Here is a 23354-nt window from a genome sequence, read left to right on the forward strand (position 1 = left end):
AAGCCATTCGGCGTACCTGCGTGAAAGACCCACCTTTCGGGGTACGCCAAATGGCATCACCGGCCGTTAATCCATGCGCGCTTGCTGTTGCTGGGTATCAAATATGGCACGCGTCCCCAGATTATTTCGAATACCGGCAGAGGCAGCCGACAGTTTTGCAGCATCAATGCCTTTAACCGCCGCAATTTCATCAGCACTTAGATGCACACCAATATTTTTAGCTGCCGAGGCAGGATCATTGTGAAGTGCATCGGCAAACCCCGGATCCAGCACCGCACGTCCAACAACCGTGGCCAAGGTTTGCTGATTGACTTTATTGCTCATGGTACTTCTCCTTGTTATTTCGGCACGACGAAAAATGCACCCCTGACGAAGCATGTAACTTTCCCTCGCCCGTCCTGGGGACTTTGAATATAGCAAGACCACTGCTCTTTTCCAGCCATCCCCACGGCTCCCTTTAAACCGTTTCACGATAATCGATAACACCGTTTCTTAAGGTTAACTGGCGATTATCGATAGTCGTTTAATGACAACAAGAACTGTAGGAAAGCGCTTACAACCAAAGTAATAGGCCCTTCTATTTAATAGCCACTGGACAGCAATGCGTCATTAATAGAACACACAGGCAGACACCCATTATTGCCCCGAATAACTATGGGATTTAATTAACAATGCTTCATACCGCTGGTGATCCGACAGGCGTCGATTTGTGTTCGATTATCGCCCAAAACCCGGTACGCCCGATTGAATCCCGCCCTTGATCCCCCGCACCATTCCCCCACCTACAAGAACCAATAACAACAGGTCCGGCACCATGACTGCACACCCTACCCGCTCCGGCTGATCTCTCCCGTTCGTTGACCCGAATTCGAATTTTTGTCTGCAACCCCTTGGTTGCGGCTGCGTCCTGCTTCATCCCTAACAATTAGAGAGACCCGACTTCATGAAGCCTTCCTCCTGTGCAAAACAGCTTTTTCCGACTCTATTGACCACCGCACTGGTCAGCGCAGCCCTCCCGGCGCTAGCCGAAGAGTCAGGCTTTCTAGACGGCGCCCAGGCCAACCTGAACCTGCGCAACTTCTACTTCAACCGCAATTTCACCAACCCGACCAAGGCGCAAGGAACAGCGGCAGAATGGACGCAAAGCTTCATCCTCGATGCCAAATCCGGGTTCACCCAGGGCACCGTCGGTTTCGGCATGGACGTATTGGGCCTGTACTCGGTGAAGCTCGATGGCGGACGCGGCACCGGCGGGACGCAGCTGCTGCCGCTGGACCACGATGGTCGCCCCGCCGATAACTTCGGACGTCTGGGCGTGGCGTTCAAGGCGAAGCTTTCCAAGACCGAGTTGAAAGTCGGTGAGTGGATGCCGGTGTTGCCGATCCTGCGTTCGGACGATGGGCGTTCGTTGCCGCAAACGTTTCGCGGTGGCCAGATCACCTCGAAGGAAATCGACGGCCTGACGCTCTACGGCGGTCAGATGCGCGCTAACAGCCCGCGTGACGACAGCAGCATGAGTGACATGTCGATGACCGGCAAACCCGCCTTCACCTCCGACCGTTTCAACTTTGAAGGCGCCGAATACAGCTTCAACGACAAGCGCACGCAAATCGGGGTGTGGAATGCCCAGCTCAAGGACATCTACAGCCAGCAATTTATCAACCTGGTCCACACCCAGCCACTGGGCGACTGGACGCTGGGCGCCAACCTTGGCTTCTTCTATGGCAAGGAAGATGGCAGCGCACGGGCCGGCGACCTCGATAACAAAACCTGGTCCGGGCTGTTCTCGGCCAAATATGGCGGCAACACCTTCTATGTCGGCTTGCAGAAACTCACCGGCGACAATGCCTGGATGCGGGTCAATGGCACCAGCGGCGGGACGCTGGCCAACGACAGTTACAACTCGAGCTACGACAACGCCCGGGAGAAATCCTGGCAACTGCGCCACGACTACAACTTCGCTGCCCTCGGCATTCCCGGTCTGACCCTGATGAACCGCTACATCAGCGGTTCTAATGTGCACACCGGGACCGTCACCGACGGCAAGGAATGGGGCCGCGAGAGCGAAATCGGCTACACCGTGCAAAGTGGCAGCCTGAAAAACCTCAACGTCAGGTGGCGCAACTCGACCATGCGTCGGGACTACAGCAACAACGAGTTCGACGAAAACCGCCTGATCGTCAGCTATCCGATCAGCCTGCTCTAAAGCGATAAAAATACCGCGAGGACATGAACCGTTCAGCACCGTTATGCTCCTATGGAGACTTCCATGGGAGCGACGGTTGGCGGCGTGGTGAATAACCGCGCACCGACAGTCTGCATTCGTCCTGATCTGTCGTAGGCCAAAGCAAACACATGAAACTGATCGCTGCTGTCTTATCCGTCCTTGCCGTAACGGTCGGCCTCAGCGGCTGTATCGGCCCGCCGATCGAACTGACCCCGAAGACCGAGCAGATTCTGCGCTCGACCCCGCCGATCCGCTTTTTGCTGACCTTTGACGACGGTCCAAGCGCGTCCAGCTTTTTCAATCCGACCAGTGCCGTTCTCGACGTGCTTGCCAACAACCCGATTGAGCCGGGTATCAAGGCCGTGTTCTTCGTGCAGACACAAGCCCCCCGGGCCGGTGGCAGTGAACTGGGCAAAAAAATCATGCAGCGTGAACATGCCGAGGGCCAGACCCTGGGCTTCCACACCGCCACGCAGTGGCATACCAATCACCGCTCGCTCTCCCCGGAAGAACTCGAGCAGTCGCTCACCCAAGGCTCTGCGGACATTACGGCGATCACCGGCAGCGCGCCGGTACTGTTACGGCCGCCGTTCTGGAATTACGACAAACGCACCTTCGCCGCGTATCAACAACATGGCTTGCATGTACTGCTGACCGACCTGAGCGCCAATGACGGCAAGATATGGGGCTTCAATGGCAGCCCGCGCCGACGCTCCAACATGCTCAGGCAAATGTCCGAGGTGCGCGAACGGATTGCGGCCGGCGAACTGCCGACGGTCGACGGTGTTATTCCAGTGGTGGTGACGTTTCACGACCTCAATCGCTACACGTCCTGGCATATGGGGGAGTATCTACAGATTCTGCTCGACAGCGCCCGCGAGACCGGTGTGACAACCGCCGCCAAACCGTTTTACGACGACCAGGCAGCCGTGCAACGCGCCGCCATGGCCCGCACGGTGCGCGATGCCAACCAACCGGTGCATTTACCTGGCGTGTGGAGCTGGTTCTGGGACAGCAACTCTCATTGAGGCACACCTTCGCTGAAGTGTTGTGGCCCTGACAGTCGTGTCAGGGCCTGAGGTCGTGACTACTCGCGCGATTCGACGCCCAACTCATCCCACACCGACTCGGCCAGGTGGAAAGTCGCATTGGCCGCCGGGATGCCGCAGTAGATCGCGCTCTGCATCAGCACTTCCTTGATCTCGGCGCGGGTGACGCCATTGTTCGCCGCGCTACGCAGGTGCAGTTTCAGCTCTTCGTTGCGGTTCATACCGATCAGCATGGCGATGGTGATCAGGCTGCGGGTGTGGCGTGGCAAGCCTGGGCGGGTCCAGATGTCACCCCAGGCGTGGCGGGTGATCATGTCCTGAAACTCCGAATTGAACTCGGTCAGGGTCGCCAGGCTGCGATCGACATGAGCATCGCCGAGCACCGCGCGACGCACTTGCATGCCGTCGGCGTAACGTTGTTTCTCGTCCACAAATCACTCCTCAGATAGACTTTTCAGCCAACAAAAAACTCAGCACCCGGTCACTGAACGCGCTGCCGGCCTGAACGTTGGACAAATGGGCGGCGTAGAACTCGGCGTATTCGGCGCCTCTCACCCGCTCTTGAATGAAGCGCCCGCCAGAAGGTGGCGTGACCGCGTCTTCGGTGCCGGCGATGACCAGGGTCGGTACCGTGATCGATGCCAGTTGCTCGCGGAAATCGGCATCGCGCACTGCCGCGCAATTGGCGGCATAACCTTGCGGTGAAGTGGCGGCGAGCATGTCGGTGATCTGCTTCGCCACCGCCGGATTGGCTTGGGCAAAGTCCGGGGTAAACCAACGGGCAATCGATGCATCGCGCAGTGCGACCATCGCTGCCGGACCGTCGCGCAGCACGGTTTCGATCCGCGGGTTCCACACAGAAGGATCACCGATCTTTGCCGCGGTATTGCACACCACCAGTTTGTTCAGACGCTCGCCGGCATTGATCCCCAGCCACTGACCGATCAACCCGCCCATGGACAGACCGCAAAAATGAGCGCGCTCGATGTTCAGGGCATCCAGCAGCGCCAGCACGTCACGGCCCAACTGCTCGATGCTGTAAGGCCCCGGCGTCACCAGCGAACGACCATGACCGCGAGTGTCGAAACGCAGCACCCGAAAGTGTTGGGTGAACGCCGGAATCTGCGCGTCCCACATGTGCAGGTCGGTACCCAGCGAGTTGGACAGCACCAGCACCGGGGCGTGTTCCGGACCGTCGAGTTGGTAGTTCAGTTCGCCGTCGGCGAGTTGTACGAATCCCACAGAAATTCTCCTTCAGGCAGTCAGGGCAACGTGTTCGGCCAGCGCACGCTCAACCCAGGTTTGAGCCTGACCAAGGTAGTGCGCAGGGTTCATCAATTGATCGAGTTCAGCGCTCGAGAGCTCGGCAGTCACCTGTGGCTCATCACCGAGCACCGCACGTAAATGTCGCTGCTCGGCCACCGCGCGTTTGCAGCACAGTTCCAGCAGATGGTGGGCTTTATCGCGACCGATCCGTTGGGCGAGGACGATGCTCACGGCTTCGGCCAGCACCAGGCCTTGGGTCAAGTCGAGGTTCTGCGCCATGCGCTCGGCGTCGACCTCCAGCCCTTCTGTTATCAACAGCGCTTGCTGCAAGGCACCGGACACCAGGCAGCAGATTTCCGGCAAGGTTTCCCACTCGGCATGCCACAACCCGAGGCTGCGTTCGTGCTCTTGCGGCATGGCGCTGAACAGGGTCGACAGCAATCCGGGAACACGCGTCGCAGCACCGATCAGCACCGCCGCGCCCACCGGGTTGCGTTTGTGCGGCATGGTCGAGGAGCCACCCTTGCCCGGCGCCGAGGGTTCGAAGACTTCCGCCGCCTCGGTCTGCATCAGCAGGCTGATGTCACGGCCGAGTTTGCCGAGGCTGCCGGCGATCAGGCCCAGCGCTGCGCCAAACTCCACCAGCCGGTCGCGCTGGGTGTGCCAAGGTTGTTCCGGCAATGTGAGTTGCAGCTCCTGCGCCAGCGCTTCGGCAATCGGCATGGCCTGCTCGCCGAGGGCTGCGAGGGTTCCGCTGGCACCACCAAATTGCAGCACCAGCAGGCGCGGCTTGAGTGCGTGCAGACGTTGCCGACTGCGCGTCACCGCCCCCAGCCAACCGGCGACTTTCATCCCCAGCGTGACCGGCGTCGCATGTTGCAGCCAGGTACGTCCGGCCAGTGGCGTGAGCACATGGCGCCGAGCCTGGATCGCCAACGCTTCGCCGAGTCGCGCCAGATCGCTGTCGATCAACTGCAGTGCCTGGCGCACTTGCAGCACCAGCCCGGTGTCCATCACATCCTGGCTGGTTGCGCCCAGATGCACGTAACGTTCGGCGTCCTGATCATGCGCAGCGATTTGCTTGCCCAACGCCTTGACCAACGGAATCGCCGAGTTACCGGCAATCGCAATAGCCTCGCCAAGGGCCGCAAAGTCGTAGTGCTCGGCCCGGCAAGCCGCCTCGATCGGTGCAACGGCAGATGCCGGAATCAGCCCGACCCGCGCCTCGGCCCGGGCCAATGCAGCTTCAAAATCGAGCATGGCCTGAACCCGGCCCTGATCACTGAACACCTCACGCATATTTCGAGCCGTGAAATAGGCATCGAACAATTGATTGCCCGGTCGTTGCATAGGGGATTCCTTACGCGGCGCGCGCCCGCTTCAGGCGCGCGCCGACAAGTCAAAGTTCGTTTTCCAGGTACGCTGCCTGCCTCGGCAAACGCAGGCTGAACAGGAAGGCGATCGCCATCATCGCCGTCACGTACCAGTAGAAGGAGTTTTCGATACCCACCGATTTCAGGCTCAAGGCCACGTACTCGGCCGAACCGCCGAAGATCGCATTGGCCACCGCGTAGGCCAGGCCCACCCCCAGCGCACGGACTTGCGGCGGGAACATTTCGGCTTTCACCAGACCGCTGATCGAGGTGTAGAAACTGACGATGGCCAACGCCACGGTGATCAACCCAAACGCCAGGAACGGATTGGTCACTGACTTAAGGGTCAGCAGGATCGGCACGGTGAACAGTGTCCCCAGCGCACCAAACCAAAGCATCGAGTTGCGCCGGCCGATCTTGTCGGCGAGCGTGCCGAACAACGGCTGCATGCACATATAAAGGAACAGTGCGCCGGTCATGATGTAACTGGCGGTCTTGGCGGGCATCCCGGCGGTGTTCACCAGGTACTTCTGCATATAGGTGGTGAAGGTGTAGAAAATCAGCGAACCACCAGCGGTGAAGCCGAGCACGGTAATAAAGGCGGCGGTGTTGTTCCTGAACAACGCGGCCATGCTGCCGGCATCCTTGTCTTCGCGCATTTCCTTGCTGGTGGTTTCTTTCAGCGAACGACGCAGGAACAGCGAAATCAATGCAGCAGCAGCACCGACCACGAACGGAATCCGCCAGCCCCAGGCACGCAGGTCGTCCTCAGTCAGGAACTGTTGCAGGATCACCACCAAGGACACTGCCAACAGTTGGCCGCCGATCAAGGTCACGTACTGGAACGAGGCGAAGAAACCGCGCTGGCCCTTGAGCGCGACTTCACTCATGTAGGTCGCGGTGGTGCCATATTCACCGCCTACCGACACGCCCTGGATCAGGCGAGCCACCAGCAGCAGGAGCGGTGCCCAGACACCGATGTCCTTGTAGGTCGGCAGGCAGGCGATCAGCAATGAGCCGGCGCACATCATCAGCACCGAAATCATCATGGAATTCTTGCGCCCGTGCTTGTCGGCCACCCGGCCAAACAGCCAGCCGCCAATGGGACGCATCAAAAACCCTGCGGCGAACACTCCGGCGGTGTTAACCAGTTGCACCGTGGGGTTGTCGGAGGGGAAAAACGCCGGGGCAAAATAGATTGCGCAGAAGGCGTAAACATAGAAGTCGAACCACTCGACCAGGTTGCCGGAAGACGCCCCGACAATTGCAAAGATCCTTTTGCCACGCTCTTCAGCGGTATAGAGACTGGTTATTGTTGTCATGGTTTTTCACTCGATGGGGACAGAGAGAGTCTAGACATACTTTGCAACAGCCCCGCTCCACAGAACAAACCCGAACACTGCGATAAACCTGTGGCGAGGGAGCTTGCTCCCGCTCGGTCGCGAAGCGGCCGTAAATCCGGCTGACCAGTTCTATATGAAAAACTGCACAGCCAGGTTTTGGGTCTGCTACGCAGACCAACGGGGGCAAGCCCCCTCGCCACAGCAAGCGCCCTCGCCACAAAAGTGCGGTGAACTCAATAATCGAAAAACACCGTCTCGGCATCGGTGCCCTGCAGGATCACGTTCCACTGCAACGCGCCCGTCCCATTGGCTTTCGCCATCAAGGTCGTGCGGCGCTCTTCTGGCACGCAAGCCAGCAGCGGGTCGCTGGCGTTGGCCGGTTCACCGTCAAAATAGATTCGCGTCAGCAAGTGTTTGACCAGGCCACGGGAAAACACCAGCACCACCAGGTGCGGCGCCTGTGTGCTGCCCTTGAGCCCCTGCACAGTTCCCGGTTTGATGGTGGTGAAACGGAATCGCCCTTCTGCGTCCACCGGCACTCGGCCAAACCCTTCGAAGTTCGGGTCCAGCGGTTTGTCCTGCTCGTCTTCTGGATGGTCATACTTGCCGGCGGCATTGGCCTGCCAGACTTCCAGCATCGCGTCGTTGACGAAATCGCCGTTGCCATCGACCACTTGCCCGGTGATCGTCACACGCTCGCCGAGGGTTTGTTCAACGGTCAGGTCTTCACGGTTCAACCAGGTCAGACCGATGTGGTAATACGGCCCGACCGTGTGGGACGTCGTCGCGTTCAGCGTCATCTTATTTCTCCATCGGCGTGGCATCGCGGCCGCGCAAAACGATATCCCAGCGATAACCGAGGGCGTAGGACGGGATGGTTTTTTCCAGGTCGAAACTGGCGATCAAGCGCTCTTTGGCGCTGGTATCGGGTACGCAGTTGTAAATCGGGTCGTAGGCCAGCAACGGATCACCGGGGAAGTACATCTGCGTAACCAGGCGCGTCAGAATGCTCGGCCCAAACAGCGAGAAATGGATATGCGCCGGGCGCCAGGCGTTGTGGTGGTTGCCCCACGGGTAAGCGCCAGGCTTGATGGTCTGGAACTGGTACCAGCCATCGGCGTCGGTCACGGTGCGGCCGGTGCCGGTGAAGTTCGGGTCCAGCGGCGCGTCATGCAGGTCGCGGTCATGGTTGTAGCGGCCAGCGGCGTTGGCCTGCCAGATCTCCACTAAAATCCCCGGCACCGGCAGGCCGTTCTCATCCAGCACACGGCCGTGAATGATGATCCGCTCACCCAATGGCGCGCCCTGATGCTGGGCGGTCAGGTCGTTATCCCGTTCTTGCAGAGACTCGGCGCCAATGGTCGGGCCAGTAATTTCCGACAATGAGTGAGGCAAAAACACCAACGGCTTGGACGGCGAACGGCGATTGGTCGATTGATAGGCCGGATGCAAATATTCCGGCTGGGTGCCCGCTTGCGGGCGACGGTAACCAGGCTTGTCAGTCATGAAACCTCCTCTTTTCTTGTTCGATAGCGCGGCGGCGCATCAGACCCGTTCGATGGCCAGTGCCAGCCCTTGGCCAACGCCAACGCACATGGTCGCCAGCGCTTTCTTGCCGCCGGTTTTTTCCAACTGATGCAGCGCCGTCATTACCAGCCGCGCACCACTCATGCCCAACGGATGACCCAACGCAATGGCGCCACCGTTCGGGTTGACCTGCGCTGCGTCGTCGGCCAGACCGAGTTCACGCAACACCGCCAGGCCCTGGCTGGCAAAGGCTTCATTGAGTTCGATCACATCGAAATCGCTGACCGCCACGCCCAGCCGTTCGGTCAACTTGCGCACCGCCGGCACCGGGCCGATGCCCATCACTCGCGGCGCAACACCAGCGCTGGCCATGCCCAATACCCGAGCGCGGGCGGTCAGACCGTGTTTTTTCACCGCTTCGGCAGACGCGAGAATCAGCGCCGCGGCACCGTCGTTCACGCCTGAGGCGTTGCCAGCGGTGACGGTTTTGTCCGGGCCGTTGACCGGTTTGAGTTTGCTCAGGGTTTCCAGAGTGGTGTCAGCGCGCGGATGTTCGTCCTGCTCGACCACGCTTTCGCCCTTCTTGTGGGCAATGCGCACCGGGACGATTTCTTCGGCGAAATAGCCGGCAGCTTGCGCGGCCGCTGTACGTTGCTGACTGCGCAGTGCGAAAGCGTCCTGATCGGCGCGGGAAACCGCGTAATCGTCGGCCACGTTATCGGCCGTCTGCGGCATCGCGTCGACGCCGTATTGAGCCTTCATCAACGGGTTGATGAAGCGCCAGCCGATGGTGGTGTCTTCCAGTTTCATGTTGCGCGAGAACGCCGCATCGGCCTTGCCCATCACGAACGGTGCACGGGACATCGACTCGACACCGCCGGCAATCGCCAGCTCCATCTCACCGCTGGCAATTGCCCGGAACGCCGTGCCGATGGCGTCCATGCCCGAGGCACACAAACGATTGAGGGTCACGCCGGGAATGCTGTCCGGCAACCCGGCCAGCAGCAATGCCATGCGCGCCACGTTGCGGTTGTCTTCGCCGGCCTGGTTGGCGCAACCGAGGAACACTTCGTCCACGGCGCTCCAATCGACACTCGGGTTGCGCTCCATCAGTGCCTTGATCGGCACGGCAGCCAGATCGTCAGCGCGAACCGTCGACAAACCACCGCCAAAACGGCCGATCGGTGTGCGAATCGCATCGCAGATATAAACCTCGCGCATCACGCTTCTCCCGGTGCTTGGCCGTGGGCGGCAGCAGTACGCGCTTCAAGATCACGCAGCGCAGCCAATTCGATGTCGGTCGGTTCGGCGGTGTGCTCCAGCTGATCGGCAAAGCGGACAGCCCAACCGGTGGCAGCGATCACTTGCTCGCGGGTCACGCCCGGGTGCAGCGCGGTGACCACGAATTCGTTGGTACCGGCTTCCGGCTCCATGATGCACAGGTCAGTAATGATCCCCACGGGACCGGCGCCCGGCAGGCCGAGACGCTTGCGCGAGTCGCCGCCTTCGCCATGGCCGACGGAGGTAATAAAGTCGAGTTTGTCGACAAACGAGCGAGCCGACTGCTTAAGGATGATCAACACGCTTTTCGCCGAGCCGGCAATCTCCGGCGCACCGCCAGCACCCGGCAAGCGGACTTTCGGCTGATGGTAATCGCCAACCACGGTGGTGTTGATGTTGCCAAAACGGTCGACCTGAGCAGCACCGAGAAAACCGACGTCAATGCGCCCGCCTTGCAACCAGTAGCGAAAAATCTCACCGGTCGGAACAACGGTGTCGGCAGTTTCCGCCAGCTCGCCGTCACCGATCGACAGCGGCAATACCGTCGGCTTGGCACCGATCGGACCCGATTCATAGATCAGGACTACATCTGGAGAGGAAGTCAGACGCGCCAAGTTGGCCGCTTTCGACGGCAGGCCGATGCCGACGAAGCACACTGAGCCATTCTTCAGGCGGCGAGCGGCGGCGACGGTCATCATTTCGTTGGTGGAGTAAGCCATTATTGAGCCTCCGACGCTTTGGCCAGCTTGGCCTGGAATTCATTGAAGTCAGCACTGCCGTGGATGTATTCGTTGATCCACGCGGTGAAGGTTTCACGGTCGCGGGCAATCGGGTCCCAGGCCTGATAGAAGCGGTTGTCGCGTTCGGTGTAACCATGGGCGTAGGACGGATGCGCGCCGCCGGGCACATGGCAAACCGCGCTCAAGGCCCAGGTCGGCAAGACGCAGGCGTTCATCGGCGCCTTCAGGTCGTCGACAATTTCTTCAACGGTGACAATGCAGCGCTTGGCGGCCAATGCGGCTTCCTTCTGCACGCCAAGAATGCCCCAGAGCAAGACGTTGCCCTTGCGATCGGCCTTTTGCGCGTGGATTACCGTGACGTCCGGGCGCACCGACGGCACCGCCGCCAGCACTTCACCGGTGAACGGGCAGGTCACGCTTTTGATCAACGGGTTGACCTTCGGCAAGTCGGAACCGGCGTAGGCCCGCAGCACTGCGAACGGCAGGCCGGAAGCGCCCGCAACGTAGGCATTGGCCAGGTCGGCGTGGCTGTGCTCTTCGATTTCCAGCGCGTGCGGCCACTGTTTCTCGACGGCATCACGCAGACGGTGCAGGGAGCCTACACCCGGGTTACCGCCCCAGGAGAAAATCAGCTTGCGAGCGCAACCGGCACCGATCAATTGGTCGTAGACCAGATCAGGAGTCATGCGCACCAGCGTCAGGTCTTTCTTGCCCTGACGAATGATTTCATGACCCGCTGCGGTCGGAATCAAGTGCGTGAAGCCTTCAAGTGCGACGGTATCGCCGTCGTTGACGAATTGCTTCACCGCGTCGTGCAGCGAAAGGATTTCAGCCATGGGGTTGGACTCCCGATTATCAGTAAACCGATGTGGAGGACAAAGCGCGATGAGCAGCGCCGGAATGACTGAAGATTAAGCCGCCGAAAAACCCCAAACAATCCGATAATCGACTAAGTGTTCGTTTATCGAACAGATTGTTGTCTTCCTATCGTTCCCACGCTCCGCGTGGGAATGCAGCCAGGGACGCTCCGCGTCCCAAGAGCGGACGCAGAGCGTCCATTGAGGCATTCCCACGCGGAGCATGGGAACGATCAACATTCAGCGTGGGAACGATCGCGACTCAATTCGCATCCGCATGGCTGACCATGCCTTTGATCACCACCGCCGTGGTGGCCAACGCCGCCGGAATCACCAAGGCAGTCAGCACCTGTTCGAAATTCCAGCCCAGGCCCAACAACGTCGCCCCCATCCAGGCGCCGAGAATCGCACCGAAACGGCCAATCCCGAGCATCCACGACACGCCCGTGGCCCGACCTTGAGTTGGATAGAAGCGCGCCGCCAGCGACGGCATCGCCGATTGCGCGCCGTTGACGCACATCCCGGCGACCAGCACTAACGTTGCCAGCAGTGTGATGTTGCCCAGGCTTTGCCCTACCGCGTAGGCAAACACTCCGGCCAACAAGTAGAAAGTGCCGATCACCTTGTGCGGATTGAACCGGTCCATCGCCCAGCCCACCGCCACTGCACTCAGCACGCCGCCAAACTGGAACAGCGCACCAATGAAGGCCGCCTGCTCCATGCTCGCGCCGCTGTCACGCATCAGGGTCGGTAGCCAACTGGTCAACAGGTAGACGATGACCAGCCCCATGAAATAGGTCAGCCACAGCAATAACGTGCCGGTGCTGTAAGTGCCGGAGAAAATCACCGCGAACACATTGCGGGCCTTCACGGTTTTTTGTTCGGGTACGCTGAAACTCGACGCCTGGGCGATAGTCGCCGGATCAATCGGCGCCAGCGCCTTGCGCACTTTGTCGGTGCCGCGATTGCGTACTACCAGGTAACGCGCTGACTCCGGCAGCCACAGCAACAGCACCACGCCGAGAATCAGCGGCAGAACCCCGCCAATCAGCAACAGGCTGTGCCAGCCAAACGCCGGGATCAGCTTGGCCGAGATGAAACCGCCACCGGCCATGCCCAGGTTGAAGCCGCAGAACATGCTGGTCACCAGCAGGGATTTTTTGCGCTCCGGGGTGTACTCCGACAGCAGCGTGGTGGCGTTCGGCATGCCGGCGCCCAAGCCAAGCCCGGTCAGGAAACGCAGCACCAGCAGTTGCTCGACATTCGTGCTGTAGGCCGAGGCCAGACTGAAGGCGCCGAATAACAGTACCGCGCCGACCAGTACGATTTTTCGTCCAAAACGGTCAGCCAGCGGTCCTGAGCCCAGCGCGCCGAAGACCATGCCGATCAGCGCAGCACTCATCACCGGGCCGAGGCTGGCGCGGTCGATCCCCCAATCCTGGGACAGCGCCGGTGCGATAAAACCCATGGCCGCGGTGTCCAGGCCATCGAGAAACACAATCAGGAAACACAGGATCACCACCCGCCATTGATAGCGCGACAGCGGTTGGGCATTGATAAAGGACTGCACATCGAGGCAGTTCCCGACAGCGGATTGAGGCTGGTTCATTATTTTTATTCCAGGCAAGAAGCGCAGGCGAATACGCGCAGGCAATCGCCTCTTCATTATTATTCGGTCGTCTTCCGGTGCCAGGAGCAGTGGCCAACAGCAGCGGATGACGCTGCCGCGACATTAATGAGGCAAGGGAAACAGCGTCAATTCGCCAAACGCGACTCTGTGCGTTTATCGAACAGCTTACGCAAACAGCTGGGCACTCAACTCACGGCTGGCACTCAACAACCCGGGCAAAAAACGCTGCTCCAGTTCGTTGCGGCTGACCCGTCCGGCGTGGGTGCTGACATTCAGCGCAGCCAGCACCTGACCGGAGGCGTCGTACACCGGAACGGCAATCGAGCGCAGGCCTTGCTCGAGTTCCTGATCGACAATGCACCAGCCTTGCTGCCGAACTTCCTGGAGACATTCGAGCAACGACTCGCGTGTATGCAGGGTGCGGCTGGTCTTGGCCTGCAATTCGGCATGTTCGAGGTAATCGTGCAACGATGCATCGTCCAGCGCGGCCAGAAGAATCCGCCCCATGGAGGTGCAGTAAGCCGGCAAACGCCCGCCCACCGACAGATCGACCGAGATCAAACGCTGGGTCGTGGCCGAACGGGCGATATACAAGATGTCATCCCCCTCCAGCGTGGCCATGTTGCACGCCTCGTGCAGTTGTTCGCTCATGCGGTCCAGATAAGGCTGGGCCGATACCGCCAGTGGCGTCGAGGACAGATAGGCATGGCCAAGGGTCAGGACTTTGGGCAGCAGCGAATAGGTTCGGCCATCGGTGGTCGCGTAGCCGAGCTTGATCAGCGTATGCAGGCAACGGCGTACGGCGGCGCGGGGAATTTCCGTACGATGGCTGATTTGCGCGATGGTCAGATGCCGCTTGCGCTCCTGGAAGGCTTGCACCACCGCCAGACCACGGGCCAGGGAGGTCATGAAGTCCGGATCGCCAGTGAATGCCTGAATCCGCTTGGCCGGCGAAGCAACGATCGGCGGCGCCACTGAAGCAAAGGAATTGCGCAATTGATCGTTCATTTCAGGTCATTCCCCAGAGTTCGATAGCTATTACAAGCTGCTCCGGAGCTTGTGTACAAGCATCGGCAGCCAAGGTTGGGCGATTATCGAACCATTAATCGATAATCGCAATCAACCGACGCACGACCCAATGGCATAAGGCCTGCGGTACATTTTCCGATAAGACCGGGAACCGTTCATTACAGATTTTGACACTTTAGCTGACACTGAATAACAACCACGTTCTAATCCACTCAACTTGTACGACTTAATGGCGCCAGGAAATGGGCTTGTTAAAGACGTTGCCCCAAAGTGCACTGCACACACGACTTGCGGGTAACAACACAAATTCACAGAACGAAGCACTTTTAAGTTATTCGAGATAGTGTTCTGCCAATCGGTCGCTATAATGCAACTCAGTGATGACCGTGCTTGTTGGCAACTACGGGATCCAATCACTCAGGCAGCGCGAGGTTTCAACCCCGCTTCCTGCTGGCAAACGCCTGACGCTCATTTCGAATGCCCGACCCATGCGTTTGCAAAAAAACAAAGAAACTGATGCTACGTCAGTGGTTCTACTCTGGTGCCGTGGCCGCCTGCACGAAGGAAGCTGTCAAGCACAACACTTTCGCAATGGGTGTCTTCCCGGACACTCTGCTCGAGAGGCGTGTGACCGACACAACGAATGCAGTGCGTATCACCAGAATTTATCTCAACTCAATTAGGTAACACTGTGACGAAAGAAGAACTGCGCGCGGAACTTGAGCGCCAGGAACAACGTTACAAGGAAGTTTACGGCGGGGAAGTCACCACCTACGCCGCTCAGCCCGACCCGGAACGCAAACCTTGGCGTAAACGCGCCAGCATCCTCGATCAGGCCTTTACCCAGGAACTGCAGAAGATGGAAAAGGAACTCAAAGCCGAAGAGCCATAATCGCGAAGGTTTGAGTTTTCAGGGCCTGCGTCACCTTCAGCTACACGCTGAATGAAATGGCGTCCCATATCGCGCCTGCTAAAAGCCGGCGATTGCCACCTCACTCCTACCGGATGAGGTTATTGGCGCTTGGCTGGCCCTCCTTACAGATATTTCACACACCCCGTTCGGCCTCCCATCGAAGTCGCTGAAATGCTGGCGTGCGCCACAACACCCAATGAAATCAAAGGCTTGAAAAACCTACGGCAACGCTGGGACTTAGGGCCTTGTTACACACTAATTCGTTGAAGAATGTAACCGATGAGCAGCAAGTGCATTGATTAGCAGGGTTTTCTGGCATAATCGCGCCCCCTTATGACCGGGTCAGAAAACCTTCATGATCGATTTATTCAGCGGACTGGATGCTTGGGTGCTTGTGAGCCTCTTGCTCGCCCTGGCCTTTGTCCTCGCCTTCGAGTTCATCAACGGCTTTCATGACACCGCTAACGCGGTTGCCACTGTTATCTACACCAAAGCCATGCCGCCTCATCTGGCAGTGTTCTTTTCCGGTGTGTTCAATTTCCTCGGCGTGTTGCTGGGCGGCGTTGGCGTGGCGTATGCCATCGTCCACCTGTTGCCGGTGGAACTGCTGATCAATGTGAATACCGGCCACGGGCTGGCGATGGTGTTCTCGTTGCTCGCTGCAGCCATCACCTGGAACCTGGGGACCTGGTACTTCGGTATCCCGGCCTCGAGCTCCCATACCCTGATCGGTTCGATCCTCGGTGTGGGTCTGGCGAACGCCCTGATCAACGACATTCCATTGGCTGACGGTGTCAACTGGCAGAAAGCGATCGATATCGGCGCCTCGCTGGTGTTCTCGCCATTAGCCGGCTTCCTGGTAGCCGCGCTGGTGCTGATTGGCCTGAAATGGTGGCGTCCGCTGTCCAAGATGCACAAGACACCGGAGCAACGCCGCAAGCTTGACGACAAGAAACACCCGCCGTTCTGGAACCGCCTGGTTCTGGTGATCTCGGCAATGGCTGTCAGCTTTGTTCACGGCTCCAACGATGGCCAGAAAGGCATCGGCCTGATCATGCTGGTATTGATCGGTATCGTGCCGGCCCAGTTCGTACTCGACCTGAGCAGCACCACCTACCAGATTGAGCGGACTCGCGATGCGACCCTGCACCTGAGCCAGTTCTATAAGCGCAATGCCGATACCCTGGGCGAGTTCCTGGCCTTGGGCAAAAGCCTGGATGGCGATTTGCCGGAGAAATTCCGCTGCAATCCGCAACAGACCGAACCGACCATCACCGCCCTGCTCGGCACCCTCAAGGGTGTAGCGGACTACCACTCGCTGTCGCAAGAAAGCCGCATTGAGGTGCGTCGCTACCTGCTCTGCCTGGACGATACGGCGAAAAAGGTCGGCAAGTTGCCTGGCCTCGATGCCCGCGAAAAGGCTGACCTGGACAAACTGCGCAAAGACCTGACCACCACCACCGAATATGCCCCGTTCTGGGTGATTCTGGCGGTCGCCCTGGCACTCGGCCTGGGCACCATGGTTGGCTGGAAACGCGTGGTACTGACCATCGGCGAGAAAATCGGCAAGCAAGGCATGACTTACGCTCAAGGCATGTCGGCACAAATCACCACGGCGGGCATGATCGGCCTGGCGAACATCTTCAGCCTGCCGGTATCGACCACCCACGTGCTGTCTTCGGGTGTGGCCGGGACCATGATCGCCAACAAAAGCGGCCTGCAAGGCGGCACCGTGAAAACCATCCTGCTGGCCTGGGTCCTGACCCTGCCGGCGACGGTGGCCCTGTCAGCCGGCCTGTTCTGGCTGGCATCGAAGGCACTCGGCAGCTGATCCGCCGCCTTACAAAAAAGCGCGCCCTCCTGGAGGTCGCGCTTTTTTTATGCCTGTAGGATTTGCAAGGATTTGATGAGCGTTTCCCGTTGTTTCAAAGCGTGACGCAGAGCGTCACAGGATGCATTCCTTTGCTGCGCGTGGGAACGATCAGCATCTGAAGCCGCACACACCCCAACCACTCAGACCGGCCGGTAGGCCGTCGTGCTGTTGCTTTTGATGTTGCTGTTGATCTTGATCCACCCGCCCCTTCGGGAGGCCGAGTGGAGGTGTTCATCAGGGGGTGGGCGCGCAGCGCCGTACGGCGCAGCCGGACACATCGAGAGGAGGTCGTCGCGCAGCAGACCGTAGGCGATGCCCCCTGATGGACACCGGAGTGAGGGAACGCCGAGCCTAGGCGAGGTGCCGTACGCTTGGGGCGAAGCCTTTTGGTTCCTTTTTGGCGTTTGAAAAAGGGACTCGCCGTAAGGGCGAAACCCTAAGTGGCCGTTACCGCAGGAATGGATATGTACACCTGCGGGAGATGGGTCGGCTGTCAGGCCGCCATCGCGAGCAGGCTCGCTCCCACCGTGGATTGGTGTACATCTGCAAGAGATAGGCCGGCTGTCAGGCCGCCATCGCAGGCAAGCCAGCTCCCACAGGTTTGATTGGGGTACATCTGCGGGAGATTGGCCGGCTGTCAGGCCGCCATCGCAGGCAAGCCAGCTCCCACACTTTGGATTGGGGTACATCTGCGGGAGATGGGTCGGCTGTCGGGGCGCCTTCGCAGGCACGCCAGCTCCCACAGTGGATCGAGTACACCTGCAAACGCTGACCCGGCAAGAAACCGCAGGCAAAAAAAAAGGGCGACCGAAGTCGCCCAAAATGCCTTGCGTGCTCGTGCTTCCAGAAAGACCTAAGGCTTTTTACGCTTATGTGCGTCTTTCCAGATAAAAAATCCAAACCCGGCAAAAAACAGAACCATGAGGCCAACTGTCAGCACTCCGGCAATCACCACATTATCGAAAAACATGACTGGCCTCCTGCACTTGCCCTGTTGCGATGGGGCTAAGTTACCCAATCGGGCGCAGAAGAAAATTGACCGGGATCAATGCCGCCCAAGACCGGGCGTAAAAGGAAGGGAAATAACTGACCTGCATCAATGGAAACAGGGAGGATCAACGCTTTTTCGGTTTGTTTTTCGGCTTTTTCTTCGCTTTACCCAAAGGCATGGCCTGCTCGAAAGCCTGGCGCACTTCGTTCAGGCGCTTTTCATTAAGGTCATGCACGCGCTTGGCACGCTCGGTGTTGAGGTCAATCAGCTTGTCATCTTGGCTCATGGCGTGGCTTACATCTTCAAGGTCAATACAGGCGTAGCAAAGTGACTACTGTCACCCTGCCCGCTCAGGGTTTGCCAATAATGCGGCCAATAGCCGGCGCTGACCAGTCGCCAGCAACATCACAGCGCAACAAAAAGTGAGTAAGCGTCAGACCTCGACATCGACCCACAATCCCTGGCGCGGCTGATCGTCTATCAGCGGGACAACGGGCACCGTATTGTCGGCGTTCAACTCGTCACCCGGCACAGCCAAGTGCTCTTCAGGGTCCTCTTCGGCTTCGCGGCGACGCTTGTCGCGCGCTTGCTGACGCCGCTGCTCTTCGCGCAACAACTGCGCCGACTCTTCGGCATGGCGCTTGTGCAGGTCGATCGTACTTTCGCTGGAGCTCGCCTCCACCGGCACCACCGGCGGAATATCCGGCCGCTGGCGAATCGGATCCTGCTGGGAAGTAATCGGCACGGCACTCAAGGGGAGCATCGGTGGCAGCATGGTTATTAGTCTCCTGACAGCAGGCTGTCGGCTGCTGAGTCGGCGACTTGAGCCAACGGTCGCAAACTTGCGAGCCAACGCGGCCCGAACCTTCGGCCGCTCCTACGCGAGTAACCCTTTGGCCTCGGGACCCGCATCCGTTAATATAGTCGGCTTTTTCAAGGCGGGAGTCAGGCAGCATGGCGCAGCAGTATCAACCGGGGCAACGCTGGATTAGTGACAGCGAAGCCGAGCTAGGTCTAGGCACCGTTCTGGCACAGGACGGTCGCTTGCTGACCGTGCTCTATCCGGCCACTGGCGACACTCGCCAGTACGCGCTACGGAATGCGCCCCTCACTCGCGTGAGGTTTTCGCCGGGTGACATGATCACTCACTTCGAAGGCTGGAAAATGACCGTGCGCGAAGTCGACGACGTCGACGGCCTGCTGGTCTATCACGGGCTCAACGCGCAGAACGAAGTGGTGACGCTGCCTGAGACCCAACTATCGAACTTCATCCAGTTCCGTCTGGCCAGCGACCGTTTGTTCGCCGGGCAGATCGACCCACTGGCCTGGTTCTCTCTGCGTTACCACACCCTGGAACATACCAGCCGCCAGTTGCAATCCTCGCTCTGGGGCCTGGGTGGCGTGCGTGCGCAGCCGATCGCTCACCAATTGCACATCGCCCGTGAAGTTGCTGACCGTATTGCGCCGCGGGTTTTGTTGGCGGACGAAGTAGGTCTGGGTAAAACCATCGAAGCCGGTCTGGTGATCCATCGCCAACTGCTCTCGGGCCGCGCCAACCGCGTGCTGATCCTGGTACCGGAAAACCTCCAGCACCAATGGCTGGTGGAGATGCGCCGTCGTTTCAACCTGCAAGTCGCGCTGTTCGACGAAGAACGCTTCATCGAAAGCGATGCCGGCAACCCGTTTGAAGACACCCAGCTCGCACTGGTCGCTCTGGAATGGCTGGTGGACGACGAAAAGGCCCAGGACGCGTTGTTCGCTGCCGGCTGGGACCTGCTGGTGGTCGACGAAGCGCACCACCTGGTGTGGCACGAAGATCAGGTCAGCCCTGAGTATTCGCTGGTCGAGCAACTCGCGGAAACCATCCCCGGTGTGCTGCTGCTGACCGCGACCCCGGAGCAATTGGGTCAGGACAGCCACTTCGCGCGCCTGCGCCTGCTCGATCCAAACCGTTTCCATGACCTGAAAGCCTTCCGCGCCGAGAGCGAAAACTATCGCCCGGTGGCCGAAGCCGTTCAGGAGCTGATGGACCAGGGGCGCTTGTCCCCGGCCGCACACAAAACCATCCAGGGTTTCCTCGGTGACGAAGGCGAAGCGCTACTGACTGCCGTCAACGCTGGCGACGCCGAGGCCAGCGCCCGTCTGGTCCGCGAATTGCTGGACCGCCACGGCACTGGCCGCGTGCTGTTCCGCAACACCCGCGCCGCGGTACAAGGCTTCCCGGAACGCAAACTGCACCCGTACCCGCTGCCGTGCCCGGACGAATACCTCGAACTGCCGCTGGGCGAACACGCCGAGCTGTATCCGGAAGTCAGCTTCCAGGCTCAGCCGGATATAGATGAAGAACAACGCTGGTGGCGCTTCGACCCACGGGTCGAATGGCTGATCGACCAGCTGAAAATGCTCAAGCGCACCAAAGTGCTGGTGATCTGTGCCCACGCCGAAACCGCGATGGACCTGGAAGACGCCCTGCGCGTACGTTCCGGCATTCCGGCCACGGTGTTCCACGAAGGCATGAACATCCTCGAACGTGACCGCGCGGCGGCTTACTTCGCTGACGAAGAATTCGGTGCCCAGGTACTGATCTGTTCGGAAATCGGCAGTGAAGGTCGCAACTTCCAGTTCTCCCACCACCTGGTGCTGTTCGACCTGCCATCGCACCCGGACCTGCTGGAACAGCGGATCGGGCGTCTCGACCGGATCGGTCAGAAGCACGTCATCGAACTGCACGTGCCGTACCTGGAAACCAGCCCGCAAGAGCGCCTGTTCCAGTGGTATCACGAAGCGCTGAATGCGTTCCTCAACACCTGCCCGACCGGCAACGCCTTGCAGCATCAGTTCGGCCCGCGCCTGCTGCCGCTGCTGGAAAATGCCGATGACGGCGAGTGGCAAGCGCTGATCGACGAAGCCCGCACCACCCGTGAAAACCTCGAAGCCGAGTTGCACAGCGGCCGTGACCGCCTGCTGGAACTCAACTCCGGTGGCGCTGGCGAAGGTGACGCGCTGGTTGAGGCGATTCTTGAGCAAGACGATCAGTTCGCCCTGCCGATCTACATGGAAACCCTGTTCGACGCATTCGGCATCGACAGCGAAGACCATTCGGAAAACGCGCTGATCCTCAAGCCGAGCGAAAAAATGCTCGACGCCAGCTTCCCGCTGGGTGACGACGAAGGCGTGACCATCACCTACGACCGCAACCAGGCGCTGTCTCGCGAAGACATGCAATTCATCACCTGGGAGCACCCGATGGTTCAGGGCGGCATGGACCTGGTGCTGTCCGGTTCGATGGGCAACACCGCCGTGGCGCTGATCAAGAACAAGGCGCTCAAGCCTGGCACCGTGTTGCTGGAACTGCTCTATGTCAGCGAAGTGGTTGCCCCGCGCTCGCTGCAACTGGGCCGTTACCTGCCGCCGGCGGCGTTGCGCTGCCTGCTCGATGCCAACGGCAACGACCTGTCGGGCCGCGTCTCGTTCGAAACCCTCAACGACCAGCTCGAAAGCGTGCCTCGCGCCAGCGCCAACAAGTTCGTCCAGGCCCAGCGTGATCAACTGACACCGCGCATCAATGCCGGTGAAGAGAAGATCACTCCGCGCCACGCCGAACGTGTAGCCGAAGCGCAACGCCGCCTGGCCGCCGACACCGAAGAAGAGCTGGCGCGCCTGACCGCCCTGCAAGCGGTCAACCCGACCGTGCGCGACAGCGAACTGGTTGCCCTGCGCCAGCAGCGCGAGCAAGGCCTGGCCATGCTCGACAAAGCGGCACTGCGACTGGAAGCGATCCGGGTGCTGGTGGCGGGGTAATCCCTCCTCTCCCCCGGTAAAAACAAAAGGCCCGCAGCGATGCGGGCCTTTTTGTTTTCTGAAGACCTGCAAGATCTTAAGCTGTTGCCACCGCAATCCCCGGCTCAACCACCGCCATCAACCCTTCCTTCATCCGCTTGGCATCCCGCACAAAACACCGCGAAGCCAGGAACAGAAACACCATGGTCGAAAACAACGCCACCGGAATCAGGTACATCGCGTCATGCAGCCCTGCCGCCTTGAAGGCCTCGTTCATTTGCTCGGCGCCGGCCGCCAGCATTGCGCTATGGGCAAAGTGATCGGACAAAGCGCCGACCACCACCGGCCCCAAGCCACCGCCCAACAGGTAGAGTCCGGCAAAAAACAACGCCATCGCCGTGGCGCGCAAACGCGGTTCGACCACATCCTGAATAGCCGTGTAAACGCAGGTATAGAAGTTGTAGGCAAACAACCAGCCGACGCTGAACACGGCGACGAACACACCGATTTCAATCCGTCCTGCATGCAGTGCCCAGGCCGTGCATAGGGTCGAGATGATCAGGCTGAACGCAGCAAACAGCAGCCGACCGTTGGCCACCCGCTGGTGAATCTTGTCAGCCACCCAGCCGCCCAGCGTCAGGCCGAACAAGCCGGTCACACCGACGATCACCCCGGTCGCCACCGCCGCTTGCTGCAATGGTATCTGAAAGTAGCGCTGCAACATCGGCACCAGAAACGAGTTACAGGCATAGGTGGCGAAGTTGAAACACAGCCCCGCCATTACCAGCCAGAGGAACGTTGGAATCGCCAGTACCCGGCGAATCGGCCGATCCACCCGCTCCTGGGACACGCGCACAGTTTCCGCCGCGCCGCGCTGGGGTTCTTTGATGAAGAACATGAAGATCGCCAGGATCAAACCCGGGATCGCCGCGATAAAGAATGGTGCACGCCAGCTGTCGAACGCCTTGACCATCGCGCCGATGGTGAAGAACGCCAGCAACAGGCCCAGCGGCAAACCGAGCATGAAGATCCCCATGGCCCGCGCCCGACGGTGTGCCGGGAACAAATCACCGATCAGCGAATTGGCGGCCGGCGCATAGCTGGCTTCACCGATGCCGACCCCCATGCGCACGATCAGGAAACTCCAGAAACTCCCCACCAGGCCGTTGACTGCGGTCAACCCGCTCCAGACCGCCAAGCCCCAGCCCATCAGTTTGCTGCGCGAACCGGTGTCCGCCAGTCGCCCTAACGGCAGACCGGCAATGGCATAAACGATCGTGAATGCAGTACCGATGATCCCCAGTTGAAAGTCGCTGAGGTGCCATTCCATGCGGATTGGCTCGATGATGATCGCCGGGATCGTACGATCGAAGAAGTTGAACAGATTGGCCAGAAACAGCAGGAACAGAATGCGCCAGGCATTCGCCGCTTGGGTCGAGTTCTGCATGGGTCCGTCTCTTTTATTGTTATGAGGG

The 23354-nt window shown here is 59.7% G+C and carries 21 protein-coding genes; 5 read left to right on the forward strand and 16 right to left on the reverse strand.

The annotated features are described in order from the left end of the window. Window positions 1–66: 66 nt before the first annotated feature. The gene (locus tag AC1RJ3_RS04270; RefSeq protein WP_347929144.1) at window positions 67–324 is read right to left on the reverse strand and encodes an Os1348 family RiPP precursor; all 258 of its coding nucleotides are present in this window, start codon (window positions 322–324) and stop codon (window positions 67–69) included. Between the two features lie 619 nt (window positions 325–943). Between AC1RJ3_RS04270 and AC1RJ3_RS04275 the strand changes: the two genes are divergently transcribed. Together AC1RJ3_RS04275 and AC1RJ3_RS04280 are read left to right on the forward strand one after the other, a co-directional pair. Then, a complete protein-coding gene (locus AC1RJ3_RS04275; RefSeq protein WP_493077606.1) occupies window positions 944–2206 on the forward strand; it encodes an OprD family porin in 1263 nt (420 codons plus the stop codon). A gap of 149 nt (window positions 2207–2355) precedes the next feature. Next, complete coding sequence (locus AC1RJ3_RS04280) at window positions 2356–3255, forward strand: polysaccharide deacetylase family protein (RefSeq protein ID WP_493077608.1); 900 nt, start codon at window positions 2356–2358, stop codon at window positions 3253–3255. 59 nt (window positions 3256–3314) lie between these two features. Here the strand turns inward: AC1RJ3_RS04280 and pcaC are convergent, their stop codons facing one another. The 11 genes from pcaC to pcaR all read right to left on the reverse strand — a co-directional run bounded on the left by pcaC (window position 3315) and on the right by pcaR (window position 14301). Further along, on the reverse strand, window positions 3315–3707 hold the full coding sequence (gene pcaC / locus AC1RJ3_RS04285) for a 4-carboxymuconolactone decarboxylase (RefSeq protein WP_054596039.1): 393 nt from the start codon (window positions 3705–3707) through the stop codon (window positions 3315–3317). Window positions 3708–3717: 10 nt separating this feature from the next. Next, the gene (gene pcaD, locus AC1RJ3_RS04290; RefSeq protein ID WP_493077611.1) at window positions 3718–4518 is read right to left on the reverse strand and encodes a 3-oxoadipate enol-lactonase; all 801 of its coding nucleotides are present in this window, start codon (window positions 4516–4518) and stop codon (window positions 3718–3720) included. A 12-nt stretch (window positions 4519–4530) separates the two neighbouring features. After that, the gene (locus tag AC1RJ3_RS04295; RefSeq protein ID WP_493077613.1) at window positions 4531–5892 is read right to left on the reverse strand and encodes a 3-carboxy-cis,cis-muconate cycloisomerase; all 1362 of its coding nucleotides are present in this window, start codon (window positions 5890–5892) and stop codon (window positions 4531–4533) included. A 49-nt stretch (window positions 5893–5941) separates the two neighbouring features. After that, window positions 5942–7237 carry an MFS family transporter gene (locus tag AC1RJ3_RS04300; protein WP_493077615.1) on the reverse strand — a complete coding sequence of 432 codons (1296 nt, stop codon included), beginning with the start codon at window positions 7235–7237 and terminating at the stop codon, window positions 5942–5944. Between the two features lie 254 nt (window positions 7238–7491). Then, complete coding sequence (pcaG, locus tag AC1RJ3_RS04305; RefSeq protein WP_493077617.1) at window positions 7492–8058, reverse strand: protocatechuate 3,4-dioxygenase subunit alpha; 567 nt, start codon at window positions 8056–8058, stop codon at window positions 7492–7494. Window position 8059: 1 nt separating this feature from the next. Next, the gene (gene pcaH / locus AC1RJ3_RS04310) at window positions 8060–8764 is read right to left on the reverse strand and encodes a protocatechuate 3,4-dioxygenase subunit beta (RefSeq protein WP_054596034.1); all 705 of its coding nucleotides are present in this window, start codon (window positions 8762–8764) and stop codon (window positions 8060–8062) included. Window positions 8765–8803: 39 nt separating this feature from the next. Continuing rightward, window positions 8804–10009, reverse strand: a complete 1206-nt coding sequence (gene pcaF / locus AC1RJ3_RS04315) for a 3-oxoadipyl-CoA thiolase (RefSeq protein ID WP_493077619.1) — start codon at window positions 10007–10009, stop codon at window positions 8804–8806. Further along, on the reverse strand, window positions 10006–10788 hold the full coding sequence (locus tag AC1RJ3_RS04320; protein ID WP_493077851.1) for a CoA-transferase subunit beta: 783 nt from the start codon (window positions 10786–10788) through the stop codon (window positions 10006–10008). Before AC1RJ3_RS04320 ends, pcaF begins: the two co-directional genes overlap by 4 nt. Then, window positions 10785–11642, reverse strand: coding sequence for a CoA transferase subunit A (locus AC1RJ3_RS04325; protein ID WP_489111098.1), 858 nt, complete (start codon window positions 11640–11642; stop codon window positions 10785–10787). The genes AC1RJ3_RS04320 and AC1RJ3_RS04325 overlap by 4 nt, the downstream gene beginning before the upstream one ends. A 283-nt stretch (window positions 11643–11925) precedes the next feature. Further along, window positions 11926–13272: a 4-hydroxybenzoate transporter PcaK gene (gene pcaK / locus AC1RJ3_RS04330; RefSeq protein WP_054596030.1), complete on the reverse strand. Its 1347-nt coding sequence runs from the start codon at window positions 13270–13272 to the stop codon at window positions 11926–11928. A gap of 186 nt (window positions 13273–13458) precedes the next feature. Beyond that, window positions 13459–14301: a pca regulon transcriptional regulator PcaR gene (pcaR, locus tag AC1RJ3_RS04335; RefSeq protein ID WP_054596029.1), complete on the reverse strand. Its 843-nt coding sequence runs from the start codon at window positions 14299–14301 to the stop codon at window positions 13459–13461. A gap of 712 nt (window positions 14302–15013) precedes the next feature. On the opposite strand from pcaR, the gene AC1RJ3_RS04340 reads away from it, so the two are divergent. Both AC1RJ3_RS04340 and AC1RJ3_RS04345 read left to right on the forward strand, forming a co-directional pair. Further along, complete coding sequence (locus tag AC1RJ3_RS04340; RefSeq protein ID WP_019692194.1) at window positions 15014–15214, forward strand: hypothetical protein; 201 nt, start codon at window positions 15014–15016, stop codon at window positions 15212–15214. Between the two features lie 376 nt (window positions 15215–15590). Next, the gene (locus tag AC1RJ3_RS04345; RefSeq protein WP_477768704.1) at window positions 15591–17066 is read left to right on the forward strand and encodes an inorganic phosphate transporter; all 1476 of its coding nucleotides are present in this window, start codon (window positions 15591–15593) and stop codon (window positions 17064–17066) included. An 895-nt stretch (window positions 17067–17961) separates the two neighbouring features. Here AC1RJ3_RS04345 and ccoM read toward each other — a convergent pair. From ccoM to AC1RJ3_RS04360, 3 genes are all read right to left on the reverse strand, one after another. Continuing rightward, window positions 17962–18078, reverse strand: coding sequence for a cytochrome c oxidase subunit CcoM (gene ccoM, locus AC1RJ3_RS04350; protein WP_007926603.1), 117 nt, complete (start codon window positions 18076–18078; stop codon window positions 17962–17964). A 145-nt stretch (window positions 18079–18223) separates the two neighbouring features. Continuing rightward, a complete protein-coding gene (locus tag AC1RJ3_RS04355; RefSeq protein ID WP_007906621.1) occupies window positions 18224–18385 on the reverse strand; it encodes a hypothetical protein in 162 nt (53 codons plus the stop codon). 147 nt (window positions 18386–18532) lie between these two features. Continuing rightward, entirely contained in the window at window positions 18533–18874 is a 342-nt protein-coding gene (locus AC1RJ3_RS04360) for a hypothetical protein (protein ID WP_054596026.1), read from the reverse strand. A 179-nt stretch (window positions 18875–19053) separates the two neighbouring features. On the opposite strand from AC1RJ3_RS04360, the gene rapA reads away from it, so the two are divergent. Then, window positions 19054–21900: an RNA polymerase-associated protein RapA gene (gene rapA / locus AC1RJ3_RS04365; RefSeq protein ID WP_054596025.1), complete on the forward strand. Its 2847-nt coding sequence runs from the start codon at window positions 19054–19056 to the stop codon at window positions 21898–21900. A gap of 76 nt (window positions 21901–21976) precedes the next feature. Here the strand turns inward: rapA and AC1RJ3_RS04370 are convergent, their stop codons facing one another. Beyond that, window positions 21977–23326, reverse strand: coding sequence for a spinster family MFS transporter (locus AC1RJ3_RS04370; protein ID WP_493077625.1), 1350 nt, complete (start codon window positions 23324–23326; stop codon window positions 21977–21979). Window positions 23327–23354 lie beyond the last annotated feature (28 nt).

The sequence above is a fragment of the Pseudomonas sp. GW822-FHT04C11 genome (assembly GCF_058800905.1).

What these genes read in the sequence shown, in the direction of transcription:
- AC1RJ3_RS04270 (WP_347929144.1), bottom strand. Translation starts at nt 324, where the DNA reads ATGAGCAATAAAGTCAATCAGCAAACCTTGGCCACGGTTGTTGGACGT.
- AC1RJ3_RS04275 (WP_493077606.1), top strand. Translation starts at nt 944, where the DNA reads ATGAAGCCTTCCTCCTGTGCAAAACAGCTTTTTCCGACTCTATTGACC.
- AC1RJ3_RS04280 (WP_493077608.1), top strand. Translation starts at nt 2,356, where the DNA reads ATGAAACTGATCGCTGCTGTCTTATCCGTCCTTGCCGTAACGGTCGGC.
- AC1RJ3_RS04295 (WP_493077613.1), bottom strand. Translation starts at nt 5,892, where the DNA reads ATGCAACGACCGGGCAATCAATTGTTCGATGCCTATTTCACGGCTCGA.
- AC1RJ3_RS04300 (WP_493077615.1), bottom strand. Translation starts at nt 7,237, where the DNA reads ATGACAACAATAACCAGTCTCTATACCGCTGAAGAGCGTGGCAAAAGG.
- pcaG (WP_493077617.1), bottom strand. Translation starts at nt 8,058, where the DNA reads ATGACGCTGAACGCGACGACGTCCCACACGGTCGGGCCGTATTACCAC.
- pcaH (WP_054596034.1), bottom strand. Translation starts at nt 8,764, where the DNA reads ATGACTGACAAGCCTGGTTACCGTCGCCCGCAAGCGGGCACCCAGCCG.
- AC1RJ3_RS04325 (WP_489111098.1), bottom strand. Translation starts at nt 11,642, where the DNA reads ATGGCTGAAATCCTTTCGCTGCACGACGCGGTGAAGCAATTCGTCAAC.
- pcaK (WP_054596030.1), bottom strand. Translation starts at nt 13,272, where the DNA reads ATGAACCAGCCTCAATCCGCTGTCGGGAACTGCCTCGATGTGCAGTCC.
- pcaR (WP_054596029.1), bottom strand. Translation starts at nt 14,301, where the DNA reads ATGAACGATCAATTGCGCAATTCCTTTGCTTCAGTGGCGCCGCCGATC.
- AC1RJ3_RS04345 (WP_477768704.1), top strand. Translation starts at nt 15,591, where the DNA reads ATGATCGATTTATTCAGCGGACTGGATGCTTGGGTGCTTGTGAGCCTC.
- ccoM (WP_007926603.1), bottom strand. Translation starts at nt 18,078, where the DNA reads ATGTTTTTCGATAATGTGGTGATTGCCGGAGTGCTGACAGTTGGCCTC.
- AC1RJ3_RS04355 (WP_007906621.1), bottom strand. Translation starts at nt 18,385, where the DNA reads ATGAGCCAAGATGACAAGCTGATTGACCTCAACACCGAGCGTGCCAAG.
- AC1RJ3_RS04360 (WP_054596026.1), bottom strand. Translation starts at nt 18,874, where the DNA reads ATGCTGCCACCGATGCTCCCCTTGAGTGCCGTGCCGATTACTTCCCAG.
- rapA (WP_054596025.1), top strand. Translation starts at nt 19,054, where the DNA reads ATGGCGCAGCAGTATCAACCGGGGCAACGCTGGATTAGTGACAGCGAA.
- AC1RJ3_RS04370 (WP_493077625.1), bottom strand. Translation starts at nt 23,326, where the DNA reads ATGCAGAACTCGACCCAAGCGGCGAATGCCTGGCGCATTCTGTTCCTG.